Below are 22,523 nucleotides of genomic sequence, written 5' to 3' on the forward strand. Positions count from 1 at the left end.
GGGCGTAGGTCGCCGTGGGGCGGTCCTGTCGGCCCGGAGAGGCGGGCCGGCGCATCCGACGTGGGGAGATGTCGATGATGAGTGTGCGTGTGAACGTGAAGCTGCTGGCGATGGCCGCCGTGGTGGCCGCGTCGGGCGTGGCGGTGGGGACCGTTCCGGCCGCCGCCGCCGAGGGCACGCCCCGCTTTCTGTCCGCGTCCGAGCTGCCGCCGCACGCGTCGTCGGCCTGGCACGCCGGTCCGGTCACCTCCGGCCAGCCGGACCCGCTGCCGATGTGCGGCGGCGACGCGCTGCCGTCGACGTCCGTGCACCGTGCCTTCCGCACGGACCTGGACACCGGCGCCCTGCAGGTGACGGTGGTCGAGCGCGACGTGCAGCGCGCCAAGGCCTTCGCCGAACTGCTCCGCAAGGACCTCGCGGGCTGCGCGAAGAAGGTGATGGCGCAGTACCCCGACGTCACCGCGGCGCAGAAGTACTACGGCAAGGTGAACGTCGAGGAGGGCGCGCACGTCTACGGCGTCCACACCGAGGCGAGTTGGGGTGCGTCCGACATCAACATGTACGCGGTCGGCCGGGACGGCAGGACGGTGACGCTCGTGCACTGGGGGCAGATGGGCGACTTCTCCGACGCCCCGGTGTCCGCGTTCAAGACCACGACGGCCACGGCGGTGAAGAAGCTGTACTGACGGACGGCTTCGCGCAGTTGCCCTGGTCCCCGGTCTCCTGTCGGCCGGGCCAGGGCATCATGTCCGGATGAGTGATCTCCGAGAGATGCCGCCCGGCCTCGACACCGAGGCGCTGCTGGCCCTGGCCGACGGGCACCACGCCCGGACCGTCCGCGCCCGCCCCGTCCGCGAGGCCGGTGGTCACGTGGTGAAGGTGTACGCGCTTCAGGCGCCGGGCCGTACGGTCACGCCGCAGGACGAGGCGGCCGCGCTGCGGCTCGCGGGGGCCCATCTGGAACTGGGGCGCGCCCGCGGTTCGCTGGGCCTCGCGGTGCTGATCGTGCACGCGGGCGGCGACGGTGACTACGTCCTCGTCTCCACCTGGATCGAGGGCCACATGTCCGACCTGGCGGTGTTCGTCGGCCCGGCCGGACAGCCCGACCAGTTGCGGCCGGGGCGGGTGGGGCTCGCGCCGTGCGTGTGGGAGGCGGCGCTGCTCGCCCATGAGCGCGAGGCGTTCACGCGGCACGTCCTGGACGGGGGCGGCCGGGTCGCGGACCGGGTGGTGGCGTGGAGCAAGGACGTCCTGTCGGGAGAGGTCCGATGACGCCCGCCCGGCCTGCGGTGCGGCACGCGCGCCCCGCCGACCTGACCCGGGTGGCGCAACTGGCCGCGGAGCACGCCGTGTACGAGAAGGCGGCGCCGCCCGTGCCCGACCTCGCGGAGCGGCTCGGCGTCCTCCTCTTCGAGACCCCCGCGCCGCGTCTGCGCTGCCTCGTGGCGGAGGCGGCCGACGGCGAGGTCGTCGGCTACGCCACCTGCGCGCCGGAGATCTCGACGTGGGACGGCCGCGAGTACCTCCACATGGACTGCCTCTTCCTGCGCTCCGACAGCCGCGGCTCGGGCCTCGGCGCGGCGCTGATGGACGCCGTCGTGGCCGAGGCACGCACCCTCGGTGCCGACGAGGTGCAGTGGCAGACGCCCGCGTGGAACGAGGGCGCGATCCGCTTCTACGACCGTCTGGGCGCCCGGGCGAAGGAGAAGCTCCGCTACTCCCTGCCGGTTCAGGACTGACGCTCCGGGCCGCATGGCCCAGACCCACTCGCTGTAGAGGAACAGAGAATTCTGGCCCTTCTCAACCCGTTCGTCACCCTGCTCGGTCTTGTTACGGAGACGACGATGAGGAGAACGGGATGGCATTACGCAAGAGGTCCAGGATCGGTGGGGTGGGTCTCGTGGTGGCGGCGGTGGCCGCCACCGCCTTCACGGCCCCCGCCCACGCTTCGCCGGACCCCGCGGCCACGGCGCCCGGCCACGGGGCGACGCAGCGCGCGATGGACGCGGCCGTGCGGGCGGGCATCCCCGGCGTCACGGCCCAGGCGCGGGACGGCCGCGGCGTGTGGAAGGCGGCGTCGGGCGTCGGCAACCTCAGGACGGGCGAGCCGCGCGGCAAGGACGACCGGTTCCGCGTCGGCAGCATCACCAAGACGTTCATGGCGACGGTGCTCCTCCAGATGGAGGCGGAGGGCAGGCTCAGCCTCGACGACACCGTGGACGACCATCTGCCCGGCCTGGTGCGCGGCAACGGCAACGACGGCCGCAAGATCACCGTGCGCCGGCTCCTCAACCACACCAGTGGCCTCTTCGACTACCTCTCCGACAAGAAGTACAGCGAGACGTACATGGAGGGCGAGGGCTACCTCAAGCACCGCTACGACACCCTGCCGCCCGAAAAGCACGTCAGGGTGGCCCTCTCCCACCGGCCGCTGTTCGAGCCCGGCACCAAGCACTCGTACTCCAACACCAACTACGTCCTCGCCGGGCTGATCGTGGAGCAGGTCGGCAAGCGGACGTACGAGGACGAGGTCCGCGACCGCATCATCAAGCCCCTGGGCCTGAAGGCGACCACCAACCCGGGCAACAGCGTTCACCTGCCCCGGCCGAGCAGCCGCGGCTACTCCAAGCTGTTCAGGGACCAGCCCGACCGGATCGACGACATCACCGAGATGAACGGTTCCCAGGGCTGGGGCGACGGCGACATCATCTCCTCGGCCGGCGACCTGACCCGGTTCTACAGCGCGCTGCTGCGCGGCAAGCTGCTTCCGCCGCGCCAGCTGAAGGCGATGAAGACCACCGTCAGCACCCCCGAAAGCCCGGACACGGGCTACGGACTCGGCCTGCAGCGGTTCAGGACGAGCTGCGGCGGCTCCGTCTGGGGTCACGGCGGGGGCATGGTGGGCTGGCTCTCCCTGGCCGTCTCCAGCGAGGACGGCCGCCATCAGCTCGCCTTCAACTACAACGGCGACTGGGAGTCGGACTCCATGCTCAAGATCATGGAAGCCGAGTACTGTTGATCATCACGTAACCTCACCAGACCTCCGGGGCCCGCACTCTCATGGCGTACGTCTTCATCCTCTGCTGCTTCCTCCTCATGACGGGGGTGTCGCTCCTCGCCGCCCGCGTCGGGCGCCGGGGTGAGGTCGGGGACCGCGGGGTCGGCTACGACGTCCCGGACGAGGTCAAGCGCGACCCCGAGCTGCGCGCCCGGGCCAACCACCTGGTCGCGCACTGGTGCACCGGCGCGGCGATCCTCAGCGTCGCCCCGCTGGTGCCGCTCGGCAGCGTGCTCCTTTCCGACGGCGACCGGGCGATCGGCACGGCGGGACTGCTGGTCGTCGCGGCCTACGGTCTGGTCGTGGTGGCGGTCGCCGGGTATCCGTTCGAGCGGATCAAGCGCCTGGGGCGCTGAGCGGCCCGACCGGCCCTCGGTGCTCGTGGGTTCACGCGGTGCGCCGGTGCAGGGAGTCGAGGGCGGTCAGCTCGTCCGGCGAGAGCCGCAGCGCGCCCGCGGCCACGTTCTCCGTCAGGTGCCGGAGGTCGCCGGTGCCGGGGATCGCCAGGACGTGCGGCCCCTGATGCAGGGTCCAGGCCAGCCGGACGGCGGCCGCGCCGGTGCCGTGGGCGCGGGCCACTGCGCGCACCTCCTCGTGCTCGGTGGCGCCTGCTCCGGCGGTGCGTCCGGTGCCCGCGATCGCGTAGAACGGCACGAACGCGACGCCCTGTTCGCCGCAGGCGCGCACGAACGCGTCGTGCTCGGGCCGTACGCCGATGCCGTACTGGTTCTGGACACACACCACCGGCGCGATGGCCCGGGCCTCTTCGAGGTGTTCCGGGGTGACGTTGGAGACGCCGAGGTGCCGGATGAGCCCGGCGGCGCGCAGGTCGGCGAGCGCCCCGAAGCGTTCGGCGATCGAATCGGTGCCGACGACGCGGAGGTTCACCACGTCGAGGTGGTCCCGGCCGAGCTGGCGCAGGTTCTCCTCGACCTGGCCGCGCAGCAGGCCGGGGGTGGCGTGGGGCAGCCAGTCGCCCGAGGGGCCGCGGCCCGGTCCGACCTTGGTGGTGAGGACGAGGTCGTCGGGGTAGGGGGCGAGGGCCTGGTTGATCAGCTCGTTGGCGGAACGGAGCCGGGAGAAGTAGAACGCGGCGGTGTCGATGTGGTTCACGCCGAGGTCGACGGCGCGGCGCAGCACGGCGATCGCGTCGTTCCGGTCGCGGGGCACGGCGTCCGGCGCGAACGCCTCCCCGGTCTGCGGCAGGCGCATCGCGCCGAAGCCGATCCGGTTGATCTCCAGGTCGCCGAGTGTCCAGGTGCCCGCCGCGGCGGCGCCGGTCTCTCCCGAGGTGGCCGCTGCGGTCCCGGCCGTGGCACTGGCCCCGGCCGTGGTCGTCGTCTCTGTGGTCATGCCGTGGATGATCTCCGCGCTGTAGAGTCCCGGCCATTGTTTCGGGCATGCGTGAATCCTTGGGGTGGCGGTGCAGGCGGAGCTGGCTTTGTCGGTGAGCGATCTCGCGCGGATGCGGTTCGCCGTGTCGCCGATGTGGGAGGTCGGGCCGAGCCTCCGGCTGCTGCGGTCGGGGGCCGCCCATCCGGTGCACCGGCGGTGGGCCGAGCAGGTCCGGCCGCGCCTCGCGGGGCCGGGGCTCGACCGGGGCTGGCTCGCCGACCTTGTCCCGCCTTCGGGGTACGTCCCCGACTTCCTCAACCCGGCACCCGCAGGGCCCGCGCCCACGCTGGCCGAGGAGTTGGCCAGGGTGCGGGCGACGCCCCCGGACCGGGTGCGGCGGGACCTCGACCGCCTCGGGCGGGAGCGGGGAGGGCTCGGGCCACGGGCGCAGACCCTGTACGCCGAGCCGCAGGCCCGGCTCGCCCGGGTCACCGAGGAGATCGAGACCTACTGGGAGCTGGCTCTCGCCCCCTACTGGGCGCGGATACGGGCCGTGCTCGACGCCGACGTCTTCCACCGGGCGCGACAGGCCGCCGAGCACGGCGCGGGCCACCTCTTCAACGATCTGCACCCGTCGGTCAGTTGGGACGAGGACGCGCTGCGCCTGGAGCGTCGCAGCCGCCCCCTGCCGCGCGAGGTGGCGGGCGCGGGCCTGCTCCTCATCCCCTCGGTCTTCACCGGCCCCGTCCCCTTCACCCTCCTGGCGCCGCCCGAGCCCCCGCAGCTCGCCTATCCGGCCCGCGGCACCGGCGCCCTGTGGGAACGCCACCGCCCCAGCACCGGGACCGCCGCCCTCGCCGCCGTCCTCGGCCGCACCCGCGCCCTGCTCCTCACCGAGCTGGAGACCCCGGCCTCCACCACCGAACTCGCCCACCGCACCGGGCTCTCCCGGGCGGGCGTCTCCCAGAACCTGACCGCGCTGCGCGACGCGGGTCTCGTCAGCGCGCACCGGGCCGGGCGGTCGGTGCTGTACGCCCGGACCTCCGCCGCCGAGGCCGTGCTCCGCGCGCGGCCCGCCTGAGCCCCCCGGGGCTCGGACCCGCACGAGAACGGAGCCTCCACCTGCACGGAACCGGAGCCCTGACCTTCGCAAAAGCGGAACCCATGCTGCTCATGCGTCACATCTATCCCTCCCGTTTACGGCCGAGTAGCGTGCCGTCCCGCCGCTGTTGTCGTGCTGGGGAGGCTGAGGGCCAGTGATCGTGCTCGGTTACAACGGATTCACCAGGGGTGCGGAACTCTTCGGGCGGCTGTACGGGGCGACGGGGATCGACCGCAACCTTCTGGTGGGTCATGACGCCGCGGCGGCGCTGGTGATCGACGGCGAGGTGGTCGCCGCGGTCGAGGAGGAGCGGCTGAGCCGGGTCAAGAAGACGGCCGACTTCCCCGAGCGGGCGATCCGGTGGTGCCTCGACTCCGCCGGGGTGGGTCTCGACGAGGTCGACATGGTCGCCTTCCCCTGGCGTTTCTCACCGGCGGTGGCCGAGCAGATGATCGCTCAGATATGTGGCGCCGACCTGTCGGTGGCGGCGAAGTTCGACTCGCTGCGCCGTACGGGCGAGCTGTACACGGACATGCTCAGCCGCGATGCCGTGCACGGCGACTTCGTGCGGCGCACGGGCCACGAACTCGACCCGAACAAGCTCGCCCTCGTCCCCCACCACCTGGCGCATCTGATGTGCGGCGCCTATCTGGCCGGAGGGGGCGACGCCGCGTTCCTGGTGAGCGACGGCCGCGCGGAGACCCTGTCGGCCGTGATGGGCGAGCTGCGCGACGGCGTGGTCCGGGTCTTCGACGACAGCTCCGTGGAGATGACCAGCTCGCTGGGCGTGGCCTACGGGAGGATCACCCGCTATCTGGGGTTCGTGCCCAACAACGACGAGTACAAGGTGATGGGCCTGGCCGCGTACGGCCCGCCGCCGCTCCACAACCCCCTCCTTGACCGCGTGGTGCGGCTGCACGAGAACGGCTCGTACACGATCTCCGTCCCGCGCGACCAGCAGGCGTACTACGCGCTGTTCGACGAGATCTTCGACGGTGACAGCGTGAAGCGCGAGGAGTTCGACTTCCGCGTCAAGGTCGCCGGCCTCGCCCAGCACATGGTGGAGGCGATCACCGCGCATCAGCTGCGGGCGCTGACCGCGGCGTCCAGCCTGGACACGCTGCTTTTCGAGGGGGGTCTCGCGCTCAACTGCGTCGCCAACTCCAAGATGCTGGAGCGGTCGTCGTTCACGGGCATGGAGGTCAGCTTCGGGGCCAGCGACCCGGGTGTCGCCATCGGCGCGGCCGTGTACACCGCGGGGCTCAGGAACCGGCCCGCCGATGCCGTCACCACGCCCTACCTGGGCCCGGCGTTCGACGAGCGGCAGGTCCTCGACGCGCTGGCCGCGTACACGGACCGGGTCCAGTGGCAGGAGGAGGCCGACGTCGCCGCGGTGACCGAGCGGACGGCGGAACTCCTTGCCGAGAAGAACGTGGTGGGCTGGTTCCAGGGGCGTACGGAGTTCGGGCCGCGCGCCCTGGGCAGCCGCAGCATCCTCGCCAACCCGGCCTTCCCCGACATCAAGGACATCATCAACGTCCGGGTGAAGCACCGGGAGCCGTTCCGTCCGTTCGCACCCGTCGTCCTCGCGTCGGAGGCTCCCCGGGTCTTCGAGATGGGCAAGAAGAAGGCGTCGCCGTACATGACGTTCGTCTTCCCGGTGCGCGAGGAGTACCAGGAGCGCATCCCCGGCGCGTGTCACGTGGACGGCACGGCACGCGTGCAGACGGTCGACGAGCGGCAGAACCCCGTCCTGGCGGGGCTGCTGCGCGCCTTCACCGCGCGCACCGACGTGCCGTGTCTGCTGAACACGTCCTTCAACGTGGCCGGGGAGCCCATCGTGTGCTCACCGCGGGACGCGCTGGAGTGCTTCCTCGCCACGGAGATCGATTTCTTGGTCATCGACCGGTTCGTGGTGACGAAGAAGCACCCGGCGGGCGGCCGCTAGGGCAGGCCTCAGTCCTCGCGGCTGGTGACCTCGATGAGGTGCAGGCCGAACTGCGTCTTCACCGGGCCCTGGACCGTGTTGACCGGGGCGCTGAAGACCACCTGGTCGAACTCGGCGACCATCTGACCCGGTCCGAACGAGCCGAGGTCGCCGCCGTTGCGGGAGGAGGGGCACGAGGAGTGCTTCTTGGCGAGCTCGGCGAAGTCCGCGCCGCCCTCGATCTGCTCCTTCAGCTGCGACGCCTCGGTCTCGGTCTTGACCAGGATGTGGCGGGCGGTGGCACGGGGCATGGTGTTGCCTTTCGAGTAGAGGTTCATCGAACGAGCTACCCGGAATGTTACTGATCACGGCTGGGGGCGGCGCGACGTCCCTCGAACGCGGCGATGTCGGCCGACCCTCGGCCGCCGACCGAGCCGCGGTCGGTCCCGCCGCGGTCAGTCCCCGCCACCACCACCGCCACCACCGTCCCCGCCACCGCCGCCGTCCCCGCCGCCGCCTCCTCCGTCGCCGCCGTCCCCGCCGTCCGAGCCCCAGCCGTCCCCGCCACCGGAGTCGTTGTCGTCGCCGCCCCAGCCGAGGTTGCTGAACCAGGAGGCGTCCCACTCGATCGCCACGGGCTCGTCGCCGCGGGCGTTGCGGGGCTTCTCGGCGCGGAAGCGATAGGCGCCGGTGGTGTCGCCGAGGCCGAAGGCGACGGCGAAGGTGTGCGCCATGACGGCGTCGAGCGGGTCGGGGGTGTCGTGGTGTATCTCCGTGAGCGGCAGCAGGACCGTGTCCGGCACGGGGCGGCGGCGCCGCTCGGGGCGCCTGATCAGGGCGACCCTGCGCCCGTCGCGCAGCAGCTCCGAGGAGAGGGAGTCCACGCGGCGCAGCTCCCAGAAGCCCTGCGGGCCCTGCGCGCTGACGAAGCTCCGGGACTTGCGCCACACCTTGGTCAGGGTGAGCGGGACGGCGGCCTCGCCCACGGTGAGGACGAGTCCGCGGCCCGGTGACCTGTCGGTGGTGACGAGGCCGTGCGGCGCCCGGATCCGGACGGCCGGAGCGTAGGGCCCCCACACGTCCACCCGGATCAGGCGGCGGTCGACCACGACGGTCACCGGACCCGCGGGGCCCGGGGCGGTCCGCCGGGCCAGCCACAGGGGCACGCCCTCCACGTCGGCCTGCGTCGCCAGCGCCGCCACCCGCGCGGCGCCGCCGCTCTCCCGCAGCGCCAGCTCCCCCAGGCGGTGCGCGAACTCGGCCGCCCTGCGGACCTTGATCGGCCTGGTGGTGCCGGTGACGCGGGTGACCGGCACGACACCCGGCCCCTCCGCCAGTTCCTCGAGGCCGCGTTCCGTGCCCCCGGCGCCGAGCCAGCGCCCCCGCCGGTACGCGTCCGCCATCGCGGCGAGGTGCAGTTCACCGAGCGGTGTCGTGCGGTAGTTGGCCTTCAGCCCCTGCTCGGTCAACTGCACGAGCTGGGCGAAGGGGTTCCGGGACCGCTCGGCATAGATCACCTGATTCACGCGTCTCCCCCGTCATGTCTCGGACGTCATGAAGAACGAATTTTCGCACGCGGTGTGTGTACGCCTCGCGACCTGCGTTTCACAGGTTCGTCCCAGGGCCCGGGCCACTCCGCCGAGTCGGACTCCACCCGGTCCTCCCGGTACGCGATCGCCCCCTCCTCGGAGGCGTGCGTGGTGCCATGGCGGGCGCTCAGTCGCCGACCGGCTCCAGCTGGAGGTGGTCGAGGTTCCAGTTCTGGTACGCGGCCGTGTCCAGGGACAGCCGCAGGGTGTGCCGTCCCTTCGTCAACTCCCGGGTCTGGCGGCTGTCCTGGAGGGCGAAGGCCTGGTGGGACGTCGTGCTGGTGACGGCCACGGGCGCGCCGGGGGTGCCGCCGTCGACGGCGACGCGGTAGGTCCCCGCGGGTGTGTACGGGGACGACACACGGGCCTTGAGCGTGTAGCGGCCGGACTGCGGCACGTCCACCTCGTAGGCGAGCCACTCCGAGCCGCGCATCCAGCACACGGCCACGGCGCCGTCGAGGTCGCACACGTCGACGCCCTCGCCGGACCGGCCGGGCCCGTCGCCCCGGTTGCCCGCGTCGACGTCGTGGTAGCCCACGCCCTCGCCGCCCGGGGCGTAGTCCTCCGCCTGCACGCGTACCGCGCCGGACGGCACCGCGCCCGCCACCCCCGTGGCGAGGTAGGACTCCAACGCCTCGACGTTGTCCGTCTGCAGGACCGACGCGCCGTAGACGCCGATGAGCGTGGCCCAGCCGCGCGCGGGCGCGATCAGCGAGGCCTCGTCGGTGTACCGGGCGGCGAGGGCGTCCCGCATGCTGTTGATCCACACGCGGCCCGTCGACCGCAGCCCTCGCAGGAACGCGGCGTCGGCCACGGCGTCGCCGACGTCGTCGAAGACGACCTCGAACGCGGGTGGCCGGTCCGTGCCGAACTCCGTGACGGAGGCGGCGTTGGTGTCGTCGACGAGGTGCATGTAGAGCGCGTCGGGATGACGGGTGCGGAACGCCCGTACCTCGGGCACGGGCGCGGCGGACTTGAAGAGGCCGTTGCGCACGGTGCCGGTCTCCGTCAGGACGCGCCAGACGGCCTCGCGGTCCTTCCAGGCCTGGTCGAGGTTGACGAGTCCGCTGGTCCTGGCGGCGCGCATGGCCTCGGCGAGGGTGGGGACGCGGTGGCCGGTGAGCGCCGCCTGCCGGCCGCCGAGGCCCGCGCGCAGGCGCAGGGTGCGCAGGTGGGCGTAGCTGAGGTCGGCGACACGGCCGGTGCCGTCGGTGGTGCGGTCCACGGTCGCGTCGTGCATCAGGACGGGGACGCCGTCCTTGGTCAGCCGGACGTCCGCCTCGACGATCTCGGCGCCGTCGGCGAAGGCGGCGCGGAGTGCGGCGAGGCTGTTCTCGGGGGCCTTCCGCCACTGGCCGCGGTGGGCGGCGGTCATGACGGCGATGCCGGGGCCGTGGTCGAGGAAGTCGCGGTGGGCGCGGTCTGCGGGGGTGTCGGCGGGGGTGTCGGTGGGGGCCCGGCGCTCGGTCGCGCCGGTGGCCGGGGTGGCGGCGAGTGCCGTCGCGCAGACGGTGCTCGTGGCGAGGAGGGCGAGGCTGCGGCTACGGGTGGGGGTGGTGCGACTCGGGGTGCGAGAGGCGCTGTTCGGGGTCGTGGCCGTGCTGCCCGGAGTCGGCGAGGTGTTGCTGTCCGAGGTCGGAGAAGTGCTGCCCGGATGGGACTTGTCGACGCGGCGCAAGATCGTGAGCGGGGGCATGGGTGAGAGCATCGGGCCGCGTGTGCCGTCCGTCCACGACCGCGCCCCGGCCTGTCGCCGGGGTCAGCCCCTCGCCGACGCGGCTGACCCTTGCCAGGCTCGAAGACACCGGCGTGACGCAACCCGCCCGGCGCGACAGCGGCCCACCTCAGCATCCACCCCGGCACGACAGCGGCCCACCTCAGCATCCACCCCGGCACGACAGCGGCCCACCTCAGCGTCCGCCCCGGCCCACGATCCGTCGCGCCACCATGTGCGTCCCGGCCGTGGCCACCGCGGCCAACGCCACCCCCTGCACCGCGTCGCGCGGCCGTGCGGGACGCAGGACACCTGCGCGCCGCAGCCGACCGCGAGCCCACAGCGTGAAGGGGATGACCACCAACGGCGAGGTGACCGCGCCGGGTGTGTATCCGCGTACGGCGGCGGCCTGGGCCAGATGCACCAGGGCGTGCAGTCCGAAACCGTTGAGAGCCCCTTGGTAGAAGCCGGAGCGGCCACCAGTGCGGTGTCCGGCGGCGGCAGCGGCGGCCATCACCACGGCCATCCCGGCCACGGCCGTCGCGAACTCGCGCCCGTCCACGGACTCCAGGCGCCGCCACATCCGTTCCGGCACCTCCGGGAAGCGCTGCCGCAGCTCGGGCACCCGCTCGCGGGCCCAGCCAGGCACCGTGGCCACCTCCTCCAGGTCATGCACCGCCCACGCGGCCAGCAGCCCGAACGTCACGCCGGCTCCGACCCCTCCGTCACCCTCGCCCACCCCATGTCCGCTCATGGCCAAGAAGTCTGCCAGCACGCATCACGTACTCCCGGAGAGCCCCTGGCCACCGGAACATCGCCGACAACGGGCCCAGCTCACACGGCAAGCCCGGTCCGTCGATCCGGCGCCGAGGGGCACCTCGCACACCTCACGCCGCCGCCAGCGCCTCCGTCGGCGGGAGCCGCGCCGCGCGGACCGCCGGGTAGAAGCCGGCCAGGCCGCCGATCAGGAGCGTCGCGGCCACCCCGCCGACCATGGCCCACAACGGAACCACCGTCGGCCATCCCTGATATCCGGCGTAGCCCGCCGTCACCGCGATGCCGAGGGCCACGCCGCCGAGGCCGCCGAGGGCCGACAACAGCTGGGACTCGCACAGGAACTGGGTCCGGACCTGGCCCCGGGTCGCGCCCAGGGAGCGGCGCAGGCCGATCTCCGCCCGGCGCTCCAGGACGGAGATGACCATGGTGTTGGCCACGCCGACCCCGCCCACCAGGAGCGCCACGGCTCCGAGGCCGAGGAGGAGCCCGGACAGGGTGTCGTCCGTGGCCTGCTTCGCCGCGAGCGCGTCGGAGGGGCGGGAGACATTGACCTCGTTGGGGTTCTCCGGGTTGGCCGTCGCGCCCATGACCTGCTGCACGTCGCTCACGGCCGTGCCTTCGGCGCGCGCGTACACCGTCGTGGCGAACCCGTCGAAGTCCAGCTCCTTCTCGGCCGCGGGCCAGCCGACGAGTGCGGCCGAGTCCAGCTCGGGGGCGAGTTCGTTCGGCGCGAGGAGGCCGACGACGGTGAACCACCGGTCGCCGAGCCACACTTGGGCGTCCGGCCCGGAGCCGTACACGCCGAGCTGGGCGGCGGCCTTCGCTCCGAGGACGACGGCCGGGTAGCGGTGCGTGGCCGCGGTCAGCCAGCGGCCGTCGGTGACGTCCACGCCGATCGTGTCCGGCAGGTCGGTGCGGGCCGCGTAGACACCGATGCCGCCGGTCACCTCCTCCGGGACGTGGTCGTTGCGGTACACCTTCGCGTCGGTCTTGCCGATCGCCGAGACCGACTCCACTCCGTCGATCGCGCCGACCATGGCGACGGCCTCGTCCGGCAGGTGGGCGGCGCCGCCGCTGAAGGACTGGCCGGGTGCCGCCGTCAGGAGGTTGGTGCCGAGCGCCGCGAGTGTGCGGTCAAGATCCTCCTGGCTGGAGGTGGAGATGCCGACGACGCCGATCATCGCGGCGATGCCGATCGCGATGCCGAGGGCCGAGAGGAAGACGCGCATCGGGCGCGAGCGCAGGCCGGAGCCGCCGGTCCGCACGACGTCCGCGGGGCTCAGCCGCGCCGGAGTCAGCCGTGGCGGCGTGGGAGTGACCGTGCTCATGCGCCCACCCGTTCCGTGACGGCTTCCCCGACGGCTGTCTCAGCAGCGGTCCCGGTGGCTGTCCCAGCTACGTTCCCAGCCGCGCCTCCAGCCCCGCCCCCAGCCGCGCTCCCGGCCGCGGAGTCGTGCTCGATCCTGCCGTCCTTGATGCGCACCTCCCGGGGCAGCGACGCCGCGATGTCCCGGTCGTGCGTGATGACGACGACCGTCGTGCCCGCCCGGTGCAGGGTGTGCAGGAGCTCCATCACCACCTCGCCGGATCGTGAGTCGAGTGCGCCCGTCGGCTCGTCGGCGAGCAGCAGCGGCGGATCTCCGAGCACGGCCCGGGCGATGGCGACGCGCTGTTTCTCGCCGCCGGACAGCTGGTGCGGTTCGTTGTGGAGGCGCCTGCCGAGCCCGACTCCGCGCAGCGCGCGCTCCGCGAGATCGCGCCGCTCGCCCCTCGGCAGTCCGCTGTAGAGCAGGCCGTCCGCGACCGCGTCCAGGGCCGGTACGCCCGCCGCCAGGTGGAAGGCCTGGAACACGAAGCCGATGGTGCGGGCGCGCAGCGCGGAGAGCTGACGGTCCGACAGGGCGTCGACGGTGTGGCCGTCGACGCGGACCGTGCCCGCCGAGGGGCGGTCCAGGGTCCCCATGATGTTGAGCATCGTGGACTTGCCGGAGCCGGAGGGGCCGACGATCGCGAGCATCTCCCCGCGCCGCACGACGATCCCGGCCCCGGCGAGCGCGACGACGTCCCCGTACGTCTTCGACACGCCCTCCAACTCGACGACGGGCGGCGGCGTTTCCTGCCCCGGCTCCCCCACCGGCGCCCCCACGACGGGCCGCGCCTTCTCTGCCTGCGGCCTCACTTCGGCACCGCCACCTTCAGGCCCTCGGTGATGCCGTCGCCGGACACCTCGACCATGCCGCCCGCGAACAGGCCGAGCTCCACCGGCCGGTACTCCACGGCCGAGCCGGTGACGGCCTGGACCGCGTAGCCGCCGCCCTTGCGGGCGACGAGGGCGTCGACGGGCACGGCGAGGGCGTCCTCGCGGGTCTCCGCGGCCAGCGTCACGTCCACGGGGGCGGCCTGGTAGCGGCCGAGCTTCTTCTGGTCCTCGACGGTGAGTTCGACCGGCAGGGTGGCCTCGTCCGCGCCGCCCTCGGAGTCGCCGCCCTCGGCGGGCTCGGCGGTGGCGGCGTTGCCGACGTCGGTCACCCGGGCCTCGGCCTCGGTGCCGTCGGGCAGGGCGACGGCGGCCTTCGTCCCCTCCTCGACCAGGTCCTCGTACCGCGCCTCCAGGTCGACGGTGACCGTCCGCCGCGTACCGGTCCAGGTGAGCACGTCGCCGGAGGCCGAGTCGCCGCGGGCGGACTCGACCCGGTCGACCCGCCTGGCCCCGCTCGCCACCACCGCGTCGCCCGGCGCGACCTCGCCGGTCTCCTCCCGGCCCAGGTCCCGCTGCCAGTCCTCGACGGCCCGCGCGGTGCCCGCGGTGTACGTGTCGTCGACGGTGAAGCCGGTGTGGCCGAGTGCCGCCAGGTTCTTCTCCAGGAGGCGTACGTCGTTGCCTTCGGCGCCCGCGTCGAGCGTGCGGTAGAGCGGTGTGGAGCCGTACAGGAGGGGCACCTTCTTCTCGTCCACGGCGTACACCGCGTCGCCGCGTTCGAGCACCTTCCCCTCGTCGGGGAGCCAGGTCAGCGTTCCCTCGGAGCCGGTGGGACTCCCGCCGCCCTTCGCGTCGGCCCCGGCCTCGGGCTCGCCTCCGCCGCCTGCCCCGGCGCGCACCGGGGTCGCCTCGCCGTACCCGAGGGTGCCCTCGACGGTCTCGCCCCGGGTCAGCGTCCTCTTCTCGACTGCGGCGGTCCTCGCCGGGCCCGCCGGGGCGGCCTCGGACGTGCCCGTGCCGTCGCCTCCGATGGTGCCCGTCGCGGCGAGTCCGCCCGCTCCGGCGACGGCTGTCGCGGCCAGCACGACGAGGGAGGTGCGCATCGGGCGCCGTCGGCGCCGTGCGGGCTCGGCGGCAGGCTCATCGGGGCCGGCTTCGACGTCGGCATCCGCATGGACGGCGGTGCTGTCGAGCACGGTGCCCTCAGCCCTGCCGTCGGCCGGGTCGCCGCCGACGTGCGCCCTGTCCTCGGTCTCCGCCCCGCTCACCGGCCGCCACCGCCGCCCCGCATCATGACGCCGCCGCTCGGCCGCTTGTCCCGGCAGGCCTCCATGGCCTTCTCGAACTTGGGGTCGTCGCCCGCCATCCCGACTGCCGACATGTCGATGACCATGGAGCCGCCGTCGATCTCCGGGTCGGGGAACTTGGGCACGCCGTTCTCGCGCATGCACTTCGCCCACGCGGCGACCTTGGCGGAGTCGAGCGGCTTGCCGCCGTTCGGGCCGCCCTCCCCCTGCGGCGAGAGGTCCTTGCAGGCCTCCTGGGCCTTCTTGAACTCCGGAGACCCCATGTCGACCCCGGAGTCGGGCCCGAGCCTGATGCCGCCGCCCTCCGGGTCGGGGAACTTCGCCACGCCGTTCTCCCGCATGCACTTGGCGTACGCGAGGCCGCGTTCCTGCGGGCTCGTCGGCGACGCCTGCGCCCCCTCGCCCGCCTTCTTCCCCGCGTCCTCGTCGGCCGCCGCCTTCGACGACCCGTCCGAACAGGCCGTCAGGAGCGCCCCGGTCAGCAGGAGCGGCACGAGCAGCGGGGTGGCGACGCGTATGTGTGCGCTGGTGCGCTTGTTCGTCCTTGTCATGCGATCCAGGTCTACGTAGTGGGGGGTTACACCGCAGGAACGCTGGTTGTTATGCCGGTGTAACCCCGCCTCCGGCATCCTGACGGCTATGCGCGTGCTCATCGTCGAGGACCATCAGGAGCTGGCCGTCACCGTGGCCACCGGCCTGCGCCAGGACGGCATGGCCGTCGACCTCGCGTTCGACGGCCAAGAGGCCCTGGACCTCGCCGCCGTGTACGACTACGACGTCGTCGTCCTGGACCGTGACCTGCCCCGTCTCCACGGCGACGAGGTGTGCCGGACCCTGGTCGAGAGCGGCGGCCGCTGCCGGGTGCTGATGCTCACGGCCGCCACCACCATCGAGGACCGGGTCGACGGGCTCTCCCTCGGCGCGGACGACTATCTGCCGAAGCCGTTCGCCTTCGCCGAACTCATCGCCCGGGTGCGAGCCCTGGCCCGCCGCGCCCACCCGGCCGTGCCGCCGGTGCTCAGCCGCGGCGACCTCACCCTGGACTCGGCGCAGCGCGTCGCCCGCAGGGACGGTCGGCGCCTCGAACTGTCCCCGAAGGAACTGGCCGTCCTGGAGCTGCTGCTCAGCGCGCAGGGCGGGGTCGTGTCCGCGGAGCAGTTGCTGGAGCGCGCCTGGGACCAGGCCACCGACCCGTTCACCAACACCGTGAAGGTCACCATCAGCCGGCTCCGCCGCAAGCTGGGCCACCCGCCGGTGATCGAGACTGTCCCCCATGCCGGTTACCGCATCTGACCCGGCGGCCCCCTCCCCCGCGCCGCGCCGTTTCCGCTGGACCGTGCGGCTGCGTCTGACGCTCCTGTACGGCGCCCTGTTCCTGGTGTCCGGGGCCGCGCTGCTCATCATCACGTACGTCCTCGTCGCCACCCGCGATCCCCAGATCATCCGCAAGACCGCACCGGGCCCGGCGCCCTGGCTGCCCCACGACGCGGACCAACTGCCCGACGTGGGCGGCGAGCAGCGCAAGGCGATGCTGAAGCAGCTGCTCACGCAGTCCGGGATCGCGCTCGCCCTGATGTCGGCCGTGTCGGTGGCCCTGGGGTGGCTGATGGCGGGTCGCGCGCTGCGCCCGGTCCGTACGATGGCCGACAAGGCGCGCCGCATCTCCGAGCGCAATCTGCACGAGCGGCTCGCGGTCGGTGGTCCGGACGACGAGCTCAAGGACCTCGGTGACACCTTCGACGGCCTGCTCGGGCGTCTCGACACCGCCTTCACCACGCAGCGGCGCTTCGTCGCCAACGCCTCGCACGAGCTGCGCACCCCGCTGACCCTGCAACGGGCGATGATCGAGGTGGCGCTCGCCAACCCCGCGGCGAACGAGGAGTCGCTGCGCACCGTGTGCGAACGCCTGCTGGCGACGGGCGAGCGCCAGGAGCACCTGATCGCGGCGCTCCTCACCCTGGCCCGCAGTCAGCGCGGCCTCCAGCGGCGCGAGGACACGGACCTGGCGGCGATCGCGGAGACGGTCCTCGCGGAGCAGGCCGCTGAGGTGCGGATCGACCTGTCGCTCGCCCCGGCGCCCACGGTCGGCGACCCGCGGCTCCTGGAGAGCCTCGTGACGAACCTCGTCAGCAACGCGGTGCGCCACAACGTCCCCGGTGGCTGGGCGCGGGTGCGCACCGGCGTGCGGGACGGCCGCCCCGTGCTGCGGGTGACCAACAGCGGTCCTGTCATCCCGCACGAGCGCGTCGAGGCGCTCTTCCAGCCCTTCCAGCGCTTCGAGACGCGCGCGGGAACCCCGGACGGCCACGGCCTCGGCATGTCGATCGTCGCCGCCGTCGCCGAGGCCCACAGCGCGCCGGTGACCGCTCGGCCCGGGTCCGAGGGCGGCCTCGACATCACGGTGACGTTCGGCCCCGCGGCACGGGCCCTGGAGGGGGCGGGAAGCGAGTGACGGCGGACGCGCACGCCTTCGGCACCGCTCAGGACAGGCGCACCGGCAGCTCCCGCACGCTGTTGCCCACGAAGCCCTCGTGCCGGGCGAGTCCGGCCGCGGGGACGGCCAGGTCCAGGTCGGGGAAGCGGGTGAACAGGCGCTCCAGGGCGATCGTCGCCTCCATCCTGGCGAGGGGCGCGCCGAGGCAGTAGTGCGCGCCGTGCCCGAGGGAGAGGTGGCGTGCGGTCCCGGTGGTCCGGGCGGGCCTGGTGACGTCGAAGAGCGAGGCGTCCGGACCGTACGCCGCGGTGTCGCGTCCGGCGGCGGAGTAACCGGCGAGGACGGGCGTGCCCTGGGGGATGAGAGTGCCGTGCAGGGTGAGGTCGCGGGTCGGGTAGCGGAACGGGAAGTAGCTGACCGGGCTGTCCCAGCGGAGGGTCTCCTCGACGACGTCCGGCCAGTCGGCCTCGCCCGAGCGCACGAGCTGGAGCTGGTCGCGGTGGGCGCACAGGGCGCGGACGGCGTTGGTGATCAGGTTCAGCGTCGTCTCGTGTCCGGCGACGACCATCAGGAGGAGGGTGCCGATCAGCTCCTGGGGGCTGAGCCGGTCGCCGTCCTCGTCTCGGGCCGCGATCAGCGCGCTGGTCAGGTCGTCGCCGGGGTGCTCGGTCCGGGCGTCGACGACGGCAGCGAGCGCTGCCGTCATCGCGCGGTTGGCGGCGATCGCCTCCTGCGGCCCGATGGCCGTGCTCACCACCTGGTTCGACAAGTGGTGCAGGAGGTCCCGGTGTTCGGTGTCGACGCCGAGCAGTTCGCAGATCACGCCCATCGGCAGCGGAAGCGCGAAGGAGGCGCGCAGGTCGGCGATCCCGTCGCCGCCGTCGGCTGCCTCGGCCAGCCGGTCCAGGAGTTCGGCGGTCAGCGTCTCGATCCGCGGCCGCAGCGCCTCTACGCGGCGCGCGGAGAACGCCTTGCTGACCAGGGTGCGAAGGCGCCGGTGGTCGTCCCCGTCGGCGGTGGTCATGCCCGGGACGGTGGCGAAGGTCCGCAGCGGCCAGCCGTCGGGTATCGCGCCCTCCCGCAGCGCGGTGAAGTGCGCGGCCCCCTTGGCGACTTCGGGATGCCCGAGGAACTCCTTCAGCGCCTCGTACCCCAGGACCGCAGCCCCCGGCACCTCCCCGGGGAGCACCACGTCGGCCACGGCGCCCTCCGCGAGCAGCCGGGCGTTGTCCGCGTGCGGACAGCCTCCGGCCGGGTCCATCCGGTACGGCGTACGGCGTGACGTGTTCACGTGATCCTCCCAGGGCCGGGGGTGACGCGCCTTGTCTGCGGTGAGCTTCCCCCTGTCGTGGCCCTGGGGCTACAGGCGTGCACGTGCTCGCTGACGTGGCGTCGGACAGGCGGGGCCCACCGACTCCCCTCCTGCCGACCGGCCGCCGACCCCCGACGGCCTGCTCCCCGCCGAAGGGTGCTCATGACTGTCCCTGGACGAGAGGTGCTCGACGCCTACGGCCTGACCGGAAGCCCCGTTCGCCTGGCGGGCGGGGAAGGCCGCAGTGTCCGGGTGGCCGACGCGGTGCTCAAGCCCACCGGCCCCGACGCCGAGTTCGCGGACTGGCTCGCCGATCTGCTGGACGGCCTGCCCGAGGACGGCTTCCGCGTCGCACGGCCCCTGCGCGCCCGCACCGGCGCGTGGACGTACGACGGGTGGAGCGCGTCCCGCTTCGTCCCCGGCACCGAGCCCGATCACGCCCTCGCGCCCCGCTGGCTGGACGTCGTCGCCGCGGGCCGTGCCTTCCACCGGGCGCTGGCCGACGCGCCGCGCCCCGCTTTCCTGGACCGGCGCCGGGACCGGTGGGCGCTGGGTGACCGGGTCGCGTGGCAGGAGTGCGAGGCCGATCTGGTGCCCGGTCTGCGGGGTCCCTACGCGGAGTTGGTCGCGCTGTACGGCCCGCCTCCGCGGGAGCGGGCGCAGCTCGTCCACGGTGATCTGACGGGCAACGTCCTGTTCGCGCCGGGGCTCGCCCCGGCGGTCATCGACTTCTCGCCGTACTGGCGGCCGCCGGGGTTCGCCGAGGCGGTCGTGGTGGGCGATGCCCTGCTCTGGCACGGCGCCGGGTCCTGGCTGCTGCGGGCGGCCGCGCCCGCGTTCGGTCCCCGCTTCGTCGGCCTTGTGGCCCGCGCGGTGGCCTTCCGCCTCGTCACCGCGAGCGAGCAACTGCGTGCCGAGGCGGACGAGCCGGTCGGCGGGAGCGCCACGGCCGCCGAGATCCGGCGCTGTCGGCGTGCCGTGGGGCTCCTTGCCGCATGCGGCTGAGGTGGGTCAGCGCACCGCGTAGACCTGCCCCGTCTGCGCGCCCTCGACGGAGCGGACGTACGCCTCGGTGACGCGGGCGAGGTCGACGGAGGGCATGCCGGGGAAGAAGGAGCCGTAGTCGTCGAGGCTCTCGGTGAAGACGGTCGGGCTCACCGTGTTGACGCGCTGCGGGGCGATCTCGATGGCGGCCGCGCGGACGAAGGCCTCGATCGCTCCGTTCGCCATGGACGCGGCGCTCCCGGTGGGGATCGGCGCGTCGGCGAGTACGCCGGAGATCAGCGTGAAGGACCCGCGGGCGGCGACGTGTCCGACGCCCTGGCGGACGAGTTCGATCTGGCTGAGCACCTTGCCGCGGAAGGCCGCTTCGTAGTCCTCGGGCGCGATCTCGGCGACGGGCTTGAAGGGGGTGTCCCCGGCGGCGCTGACGACCGCGTCCACGGGACCGGCCGCCGCGTACAGGGCGGCGATCTCCGCCGGGTCGGCGATGTCGTGGCGCAGGTCGCCGCTGGTGCGGCCGACGGTGACGATCTTGTGGCCGCGTGCGGTGAGCGTCCGGTGGACGGCGGCGCCGAGCTTCCCGGCGGCACCGATCAGAAGAATCTTCATGGTGCGGACCCTAGAGCCGCCCGGGGTCCACCGGGAAATGTCCGACACGCAGTGCTTATGCTTCCTGGTTATGAATGCTGGGAGCGGGGCCGCGGCAGCCGTCCGGGCCGGACGCGGGGACGCCGCCGACGTCGAACTGCGGCATCTGCGCGCTCTCGTGGCGATCGACGCCGAAGGCACCCTCACCGATGCGGCGATCGCGCTCGGTGTCAGCCAGCCCGCCCTGTCGCGCACCCTGCGCCAGATGGAGAGCCGGCTGAGCACCCGCCTCGTCGACCGCACGACCCGGCACGTGGCCCTCACGGACGCCGGACGGCGCCTCGTCGACCACGCCCACCGCATCCTGCGTCTGGTCGACGACGCGCTGGCCGAGACAGCCGCCGACGGGCGCCCCCTGCGCATCGGCTTCGCCTGGTCCGCCCTCGGCCGGTACACGGTGCCGCTGCTGCGCGCCTGGCGCGAGAACCGGCCCGACACGGCGGCCCAGGTCCTGCGCCGCGACGACCCGGAGGCGGCGCTGCGGCGCGGCGAGGTCGACGTGGCGCTCGTCCGCACGGAGCCCGTGCCCGACAGCGACCTGGTGTGCGTACCGCTGCTGCGCGAGCGCCGCGTCGCCGCCCTGGCCGTGGACCACGTGCTCGCGGACCGGGAGGCCGTCCGCCTGGAGGAGCTGTCGCAGGAGCCGGTGGTGATCTGCTCCACGGCCGCGACCACGGCCGCGCATCTGTGGCCGACCGGGCGGCGCCCGCACACCTTCGAGGTGCCGGGCGTGGACGAGTGGCTCACCACCATCGCCACCGGGGAGGCCGTCGGCGTCACCGCGGAGAGCGCGGGCCACAGCCACCCGCACCCCGCCGTCCGCTACGTCCCGCTCACGGACGCGCCGTCGGTGACCGTCCACCTCGTCCACCCGCGCGTACCGCGCCACCCCGCGACCGCGGAGTTCCTGGACCACATCAGGCTGCTGCTCGCCGAGGCCACACGCGCGGGGCGACCCTGAGCGGCGGGCCCCAGCCGTCGCGGACGTCGGTCACGGGGACGCCGTGGCGGGCGGCGAAGGAGCGGCGAAATCCAGCCGCGTTCCGGCACGTTTTCGGGGTAGAGGCGTTTCTGTGAGACAAGGCTTCATGGCGGGCGGGACGGACCGGATGGATCAGGTTGCGACGGAGAGCGACGTGTCGTCGCTGGTCGGCGTCGACCTGTCGGTGTCCCGTGCCTTCGAGGGCAGCGAGGAGATCGGCGCCGCCCGGGACCTGGCGCGGTCGTTCCTCACCGACATTCAAGCCGTGCACGGGCTGCCCGTCTCCGTGCGCGTCCTGAGCACCGTGCAACTGGTGGTCAGCGAGCTGGTCACCAACGCCCGCAAGTACGCGCCGGGGCCGTGCCTGCTGACGCTGGAGGCGCAGGGCGGGTCCGTCAACGTCACGGTGTGGGACAGCGAACCCGCGCTGCCCGCGGTCCTGCCCGCCGATCCGGACCGGATCGGTCAGCACGGCCTGGAGATCGTCATGGCCGTGTGCCAGAGCCTGCACGTGCGCCGGGAGCCCGTCGGCAAGCGGATCACCACGGCGATCGCGCTCGCCGACGACCCCGGCGGGGACGTGGCCGGCCGCGGTCTGTGACCACCGGCCACCCTCCACCCGCCACCAGCCACCGGCCACCGGCCACGAACCGCCGCCCACGCCCCTGTCCGGCTACCGAAGCTCGATGGGCTCGTTCACCCCGTCCTTCGTCTCCACGACCAGGAAGGACAGGACCTCCTCCCCGATGTTCCTCAGGTCGTGCAGATGGTGCTGCCCCGCCTCGAACTGAAAGTGGAGCGTCTGCCCGCGTACGTACGTGATCTCGCGTGAGGCTCCGTCGCCCGCGTGCTGGCGGGCGCGGCCGTCCGTGAGAGCGATCCACGTGTAGTCGAGGACGTGGCGGTGGACCGGGACGCGCTCGCCCGGCTGGAGCGTGGTCTCCCAGACCCGCAGCGTCTCGGTCTCCTTGAGCAGGGTCTGGCCGACGCGGCCGTTGTGGTCGTTGTCGTCGAAGTCCTTGAACAGCGGCGGGCTCCAGCGGTCGAAGTCCTTGGCCACGACCGTGCTGGTCAGAGGCGGGCTCGCAGGGGCGGGGTGTGACTCGGTGCCCACGAAACGGGTCCTTTCCGAGGGA

The 22,523-nt window shown here is 73.2% G+C and carries 24 protein-coding genes; 12 read left to right on the plus strand and 12 right to left on the minus strand.

Annotated features, from left to right (window positions below):
* The first annotated feature begins 74 nt into the window (after window positions 1-74).
* From AB6L24_RS00895 to AB6L24_RS00915, 5 genes are all read left to right on the plus strand, one after another.
* The gene (locus AB6L24_RS00895; RefSeq protein WP_405650855.1) at window positions 75-686 is read left to right on the plus strand and encodes a hypothetical protein; all 612 of its coding nucleotides are present in this window, start codon (window positions 75-77) and stop codon (window positions 684-686) included.
* A 67-nt stretch (window positions 687-753) separates the two neighbouring features.
* Window positions 754-1,272 carry a hypothetical protein gene (locus AB6L24_RS00900; RefSeq protein WP_405650858.1) on the plus strand — a complete coding sequence of 173 codons (519 nt, stop codon included), beginning with the start codon at window positions 754-756 and terminating at the stop codon, window positions 1,270-1,272.
* Complete coding sequence (locus AB6L24_RS00905) at window positions 1,269-1,739, plus strand: GNAT family N-acetyltransferase (protein ID WP_405650861.1); 471 nt, start codon at window positions 1,269-1,271, stop codon at window positions 1,737-1,739. The genes AB6L24_RS00900 and AB6L24_RS00905 overlap by 4 nt, the downstream gene beginning before the upstream one ends.
* A gap of 119 nt (window positions 1,740-1,858) precedes the next feature.
* The gene (locus tag AB6L24_RS00910; protein WP_405650863.1) at window positions 1,859-3,019 is read left to right on the plus strand and encodes a serine hydrolase domain-containing protein; all 1,161 of its coding nucleotides are present in this window, start codon (window positions 1,859-1,861) and stop codon (window positions 3,017-3,019) included.
* Window positions 3,020-3,060: 41 nt separating this feature from the next.
* The gene (locus AB6L24_RS00915; RefSeq protein WP_341949031.1) at window positions 3,061-3,414 is read left to right on the plus strand and encodes a hypothetical protein; all 354 of its coding nucleotides are present in this window, start codon (window positions 3,061-3,063) and stop codon (window positions 3,412-3,414) included.
* 31 nt (window positions 3,415-3,445) lie between these two features.
* Here the strand turns inward: AB6L24_RS00915 and AB6L24_RS00920 are convergent, their stop codons facing one another.
* Window positions 3,446-4,411 carry an oxidoreductase gene (locus AB6L24_RS00920; RefSeq protein WP_405650865.1) on the minus strand — a complete coding sequence of 322 codons (966 nt, stop codon included), beginning with the start codon at window positions 4,409-4,411 and terminating at the stop codon, window positions 3,446-3,448.
* Between the two features lie 112 nt (window positions 4,412-4,523).
* Here AB6L24_RS00920 and AB6L24_RS00925 point away from each other — a divergent pair, with 112 nt between their 5' ends.
* The gene (locus AB6L24_RS00925; protein WP_405656988.1) at window positions 4,524-5,474 is read left to right on the plus strand and encodes a helix-turn-helix domain-containing protein; all 951 of its coding nucleotides are present in this window, start codon (window positions 4,524-4,526) and stop codon (window positions 5,472-5,474) included.
* A gap of 175 nt (window positions 5,475-5,649) precedes the next feature.
* Window positions 5,650-7,443 (plus strand): carbamoyltransferase, encoded by a 1,794-nt coding sequence (locus AB6L24_RS00930; RefSeq protein WP_405650867.1) that lies wholly within the window; start codon window positions 5,650-5,652, stop codon window positions 7,441-7,443.
* Between the two features lie 8 nt (window positions 7,444-7,451).
* On the opposite strand, the gene AB6L24_RS00935 is transcribed toward AB6L24_RS00930, so the two are convergent.
* The 8 genes from AB6L24_RS00935 to AB6L24_RS00970 form a co-directional block, all read right to left on the minus strand.
* Window positions 7,452-7,733, minus strand: coding sequence for a peptidylprolyl isomerase (locus AB6L24_RS00935; protein WP_030363129.1), 282 nt, complete (start codon window positions 7,731-7,733; stop codon window positions 7,452-7,454).
* A gap of 144 nt (window positions 7,734-7,877) precedes the next feature.
* Window positions 7,878-8,948, minus strand: a complete 1,071-nt coding sequence (locus AB6L24_RS00940; RefSeq protein ID WP_405650871.1) for a hypothetical protein — start codon at window positions 8,946-8,948, stop codon at window positions 7,878-7,880.
* Between the two features lie 190 nt (window positions 8,949-9,138).
* Complete coding sequence (locus tag AB6L24_RS00945) at window positions 9,139-10,707, minus strand: glycerophosphodiester phosphodiesterase family protein (RefSeq protein ID WP_405650874.1); 1,569 nt, start codon at window positions 10,705-10,707, stop codon at window positions 9,139-9,141.
* Window positions 10,708-10,921: 214 nt separating this feature from the next.
* Complete coding sequence (locus tag AB6L24_RS00950; RefSeq protein ID WP_405650876.1) at window positions 10,922-11,479, minus strand: HXXEE domain-containing protein; 558 nt, start codon at window positions 11,477-11,479, stop codon at window positions 10,922-10,924.
* A 133-nt stretch (window positions 11,480-11,612) separates the two neighbouring features.
* On the minus strand, window positions 11,613-12,830 hold the full coding sequence (locus AB6L24_RS00955) for an ABC transporter permease (protein ID WP_405650878.1): 1,218 nt from the start codon (window positions 12,828-12,830) through the stop codon (window positions 11,613-11,615).
* Window positions 12,827-13,636: an ABC transporter ATP-binding protein gene (locus AB6L24_RS00960; RefSeq protein WP_405656989.1), complete on the minus strand. Its 810-nt coding sequence runs from the start codon at window positions 13,634-13,636 to the stop codon at window positions 12,827-12,829. The genes AB6L24_RS00955 and AB6L24_RS00960 overlap by 4 nt, the downstream gene beginning before the upstream one ends.
* A 41-nt stretch (window positions 13,637-13,677) precedes the next feature.
* Complete coding sequence (locus tag AB6L24_RS00965) at window positions 13,678-14,970, minus strand: peptidoglycan-binding protein (RefSeq protein ID WP_405650880.1); 1,293 nt, start codon at window positions 14,968-14,970, stop codon at window positions 13,678-13,680.
* Window positions 14,967-15,560 (minus strand): hypothetical protein, encoded by a 594-nt coding sequence (locus AB6L24_RS00970; protein ID WP_405650882.1) that lies wholly within the window; start codon window positions 15,558-15,560, stop codon window positions 14,967-14,969. Before AB6L24_RS00970 ends, AB6L24_RS00965 begins: the two co-directional genes overlap by 4 nt.
* Before the next feature lie 88 nt (window positions 15,561-15,648).
* Between AB6L24_RS00970 and AB6L24_RS00975 the strand changes: the two genes are divergently transcribed.
* Complete coding sequence (locus AB6L24_RS00975; RefSeq protein ID WP_405650884.1) at window positions 15,649-16,302, plus strand: response regulator transcription factor; 654 nt, start codon at window positions 15,649-15,651, stop codon at window positions 16,300-16,302.
* Window positions 16,283-17,461, plus strand: a complete 1,179-nt coding sequence (locus tag AB6L24_RS00980) for a sensor histidine kinase (protein ID WP_405650887.1) — start codon at window positions 16,283-16,285, stop codon at window positions 17,459-17,461. The genes AB6L24_RS00975 and AB6L24_RS00980 overlap by 20 nt, the downstream gene beginning before the upstream one ends.
* A gap of 28 nt (window positions 17,462-17,489) precedes the next feature.
* Here the strand turns inward: AB6L24_RS00980 and AB6L24_RS00985 are convergent, their stop codons facing one another.
* A complete protein-coding gene (locus AB6L24_RS00985; RefSeq protein ID WP_405656990.1) occupies window positions 17,490-18,704 on the minus strand; it encodes a cytochrome P450 in 1,215 nt (404 codons plus the stop codon).
* Between the two features lie 213 nt (window positions 18,705-18,917).
* On the opposite strand from AB6L24_RS00985, the gene AB6L24_RS00990 reads away from it, so the two are divergent.
* Window positions 18,918-19,760: an aminoglycoside phosphotransferase gene (locus AB6L24_RS00990; RefSeq protein WP_405650890.1), complete on the plus strand. Its 843-nt coding sequence runs from the start codon at window positions 18,918-18,920 to the stop codon at window positions 19,758-19,760.
* A gap of 6 nt (window positions 19,761-19,766) precedes the next feature.
* On the opposite strand, the gene AB6L24_RS00995 is transcribed toward AB6L24_RS00990, so the two are convergent.
* A complete protein-coding gene (locus tag AB6L24_RS00995; protein WP_405650892.1) occupies window positions 19,767-20,366 on the minus strand; it encodes a short chain dehydrogenase in 600 nt (199 codons plus the stop codon).
* Window positions 20,367-20,436: 70 nt separating this feature from the next.
* Here AB6L24_RS00995 and AB6L24_RS01000 point away from each other — a divergent pair, with 70 nt between their 5' ends.
* The gene (locus AB6L24_RS01000; RefSeq protein WP_405650894.1) at window positions 20,437-21,366 is read left to right on the plus strand and encodes a LysR family transcriptional regulator; all 930 of its coding nucleotides are present in this window, start codon (window positions 20,437-20,439) and stop codon (window positions 21,364-21,366) included.
* A 148-nt stretch (window positions 21,367-21,514) separates the two neighbouring features.
* The gene (locus AB6L24_RS01005; RefSeq protein ID WP_405650896.1) at window positions 21,515-21,988 is read left to right on the plus strand and encodes an ATP-binding protein; all 474 of its coding nucleotides are present in this window, start codon (window positions 21,515-21,517) and stop codon (window positions 21,986-21,988) included.
* Between the two features lie 72 nt (window positions 21,989-22,060).
* On the opposite strand, the gene AB6L24_RS01010 is transcribed toward AB6L24_RS01005, so the two are convergent.
* Window positions 22,061-22,501, minus strand: coding sequence for a hypothetical protein (locus AB6L24_RS01010; RefSeq protein ID WP_405650898.1), 441 nt, complete (start codon window positions 22,499-22,501; stop codon window positions 22,061-22,063).
* Between the last annotated feature and the right edge of the window lie 22 nt (window positions 22,502-22,523).

The organism is Streptomyces sp. RK9 (assembly GCF_045070545.1).
GTDB lineage: Bacteria > Actinomycetota > Actinomycetes > Streptomycetales > Streptomycetaceae > Streptomyces > Streptomyces alboflavus.

Coding starts and splice junctions, on each gene's coding strand:
- AB6L24_RS00915 (WP_341949031.1), top strand. CDS start 3,061: ATGGCGTACGTCTTCATCCTCTGCTGCTTCCTCCTCATGACGGGGGTG.
- AB6L24_RS00985 (WP_405656990.1), bottom strand. CDS start 18,704: ATGGACCCGGCCGGAGGCTGTCCGCACGCGGACAACGCCCGGCTGCTC.
- AB6L24_RS00905 (WP_405650861.1), top strand. CDS start 1,269: ATGACGCCCGCCCGGCCTGCGGTGCGGCACGCGCGCCCCGCCGACCTG.
- AB6L24_RS00955 (WP_405650878.1), bottom strand. CDS start 12,830: ATGAGCACGGTCACTCCCACGCCGCCACGGCTGACTCCGGCGCGGCTG.
- AB6L24_RS00950 (WP_405650876.1), bottom strand. CDS start 11,479: ATGAGCGGACATGGGGTGGGCGAGGGTGACGGAGGGGTCGGAGCCGGC.
- AB6L24_RS00900 (WP_405650858.1), top strand. CDS start 754: ATGAGTGATCTCCGAGAGATGCCGCCCGGCCTCGACACCGAGGCGCTG.
- AB6L24_RS01005 (WP_405650896.1), top strand. CDS start 21,515: ATGGATCAGGTTGCGACGGAGAGCGACGTGTCGTCGCTGGTCGGCGTC.
- AB6L24_RS00975 (WP_405650884.1), top strand. CDS start 15,649: ATGCGCGTGCTCATCGTCGAGGACCATCAGGAGCTGGCCGTCACCGTG.
- AB6L24_RS00935 (WP_030363129.1), bottom strand. CDS start 7,733: ATGCCCCGTGCCACCGCCCGCCACATCCTGGTCAAGACCGAGACCGAG.
- AB6L24_RS00920 (WP_405650865.1), bottom strand. CDS start 4,411: ATGACCACAGAGACGACGACCACGGCCGGGGCCAGTGCCACGGCCGGG.
- AB6L24_RS00970 (WP_405650882.1), bottom strand. CDS start 15,560: ATGACAAGGACGAACAAGCGCACCAGCGCACACATACGCGTCGCCACC.
- AB6L24_RS00895 (WP_405650855.1), top strand. CDS start 75: ATGATGAGTGTGCGTGTGAACGTGAAGCTGCTGGCGATGGCCGCCGTG.
- AB6L24_RS00945 (WP_405650874.1), bottom strand. CDS start 10,707: ATGCCCCCGCTCACGATCTTGCGCCGCGTCGACAAGTCCCATCCGGGC.
- AB6L24_RS01000 (WP_405650894.1), top strand. CDS start 20,437: ATGAATGCTGGGAGCGGGGCCGCGGCAGCCGTCCGGGCCGGACGCGGG.
- AB6L24_RS00990 (WP_405650890.1), top strand. CDS start 18,918: ATGACTGTCCCTGGACGAGAGGTGCTCGACGCCTACGGCCTGACCGGA.
- AB6L24_RS00995 (WP_405650892.1), bottom strand. CDS start 20,366: ATGAAGATTCTTCTGATCGGTGCCGCCGGGAAGCTCGGCGCCGCCGTC.
- AB6L24_RS00925 (WP_405656988.1), top strand. CDS start 4,524: ATGCGGTTCGCCGTGTCGCCGATGTGGGAGGTCGGGCCGAGCCTCCGG.
- AB6L24_RS00910 (WP_405650863.1), top strand. CDS start 1,859: ATGGCATTACGCAAGAGGTCCAGGATCGGTGGGGTGGGTCTCGTGGTG.
- AB6L24_RS00980 (WP_405650887.1), top strand. CDS start 16,283: ATGCCGGTTACCGCATCTGACCCGGCGGCCCCCTCCCCCGCGCCGCGC.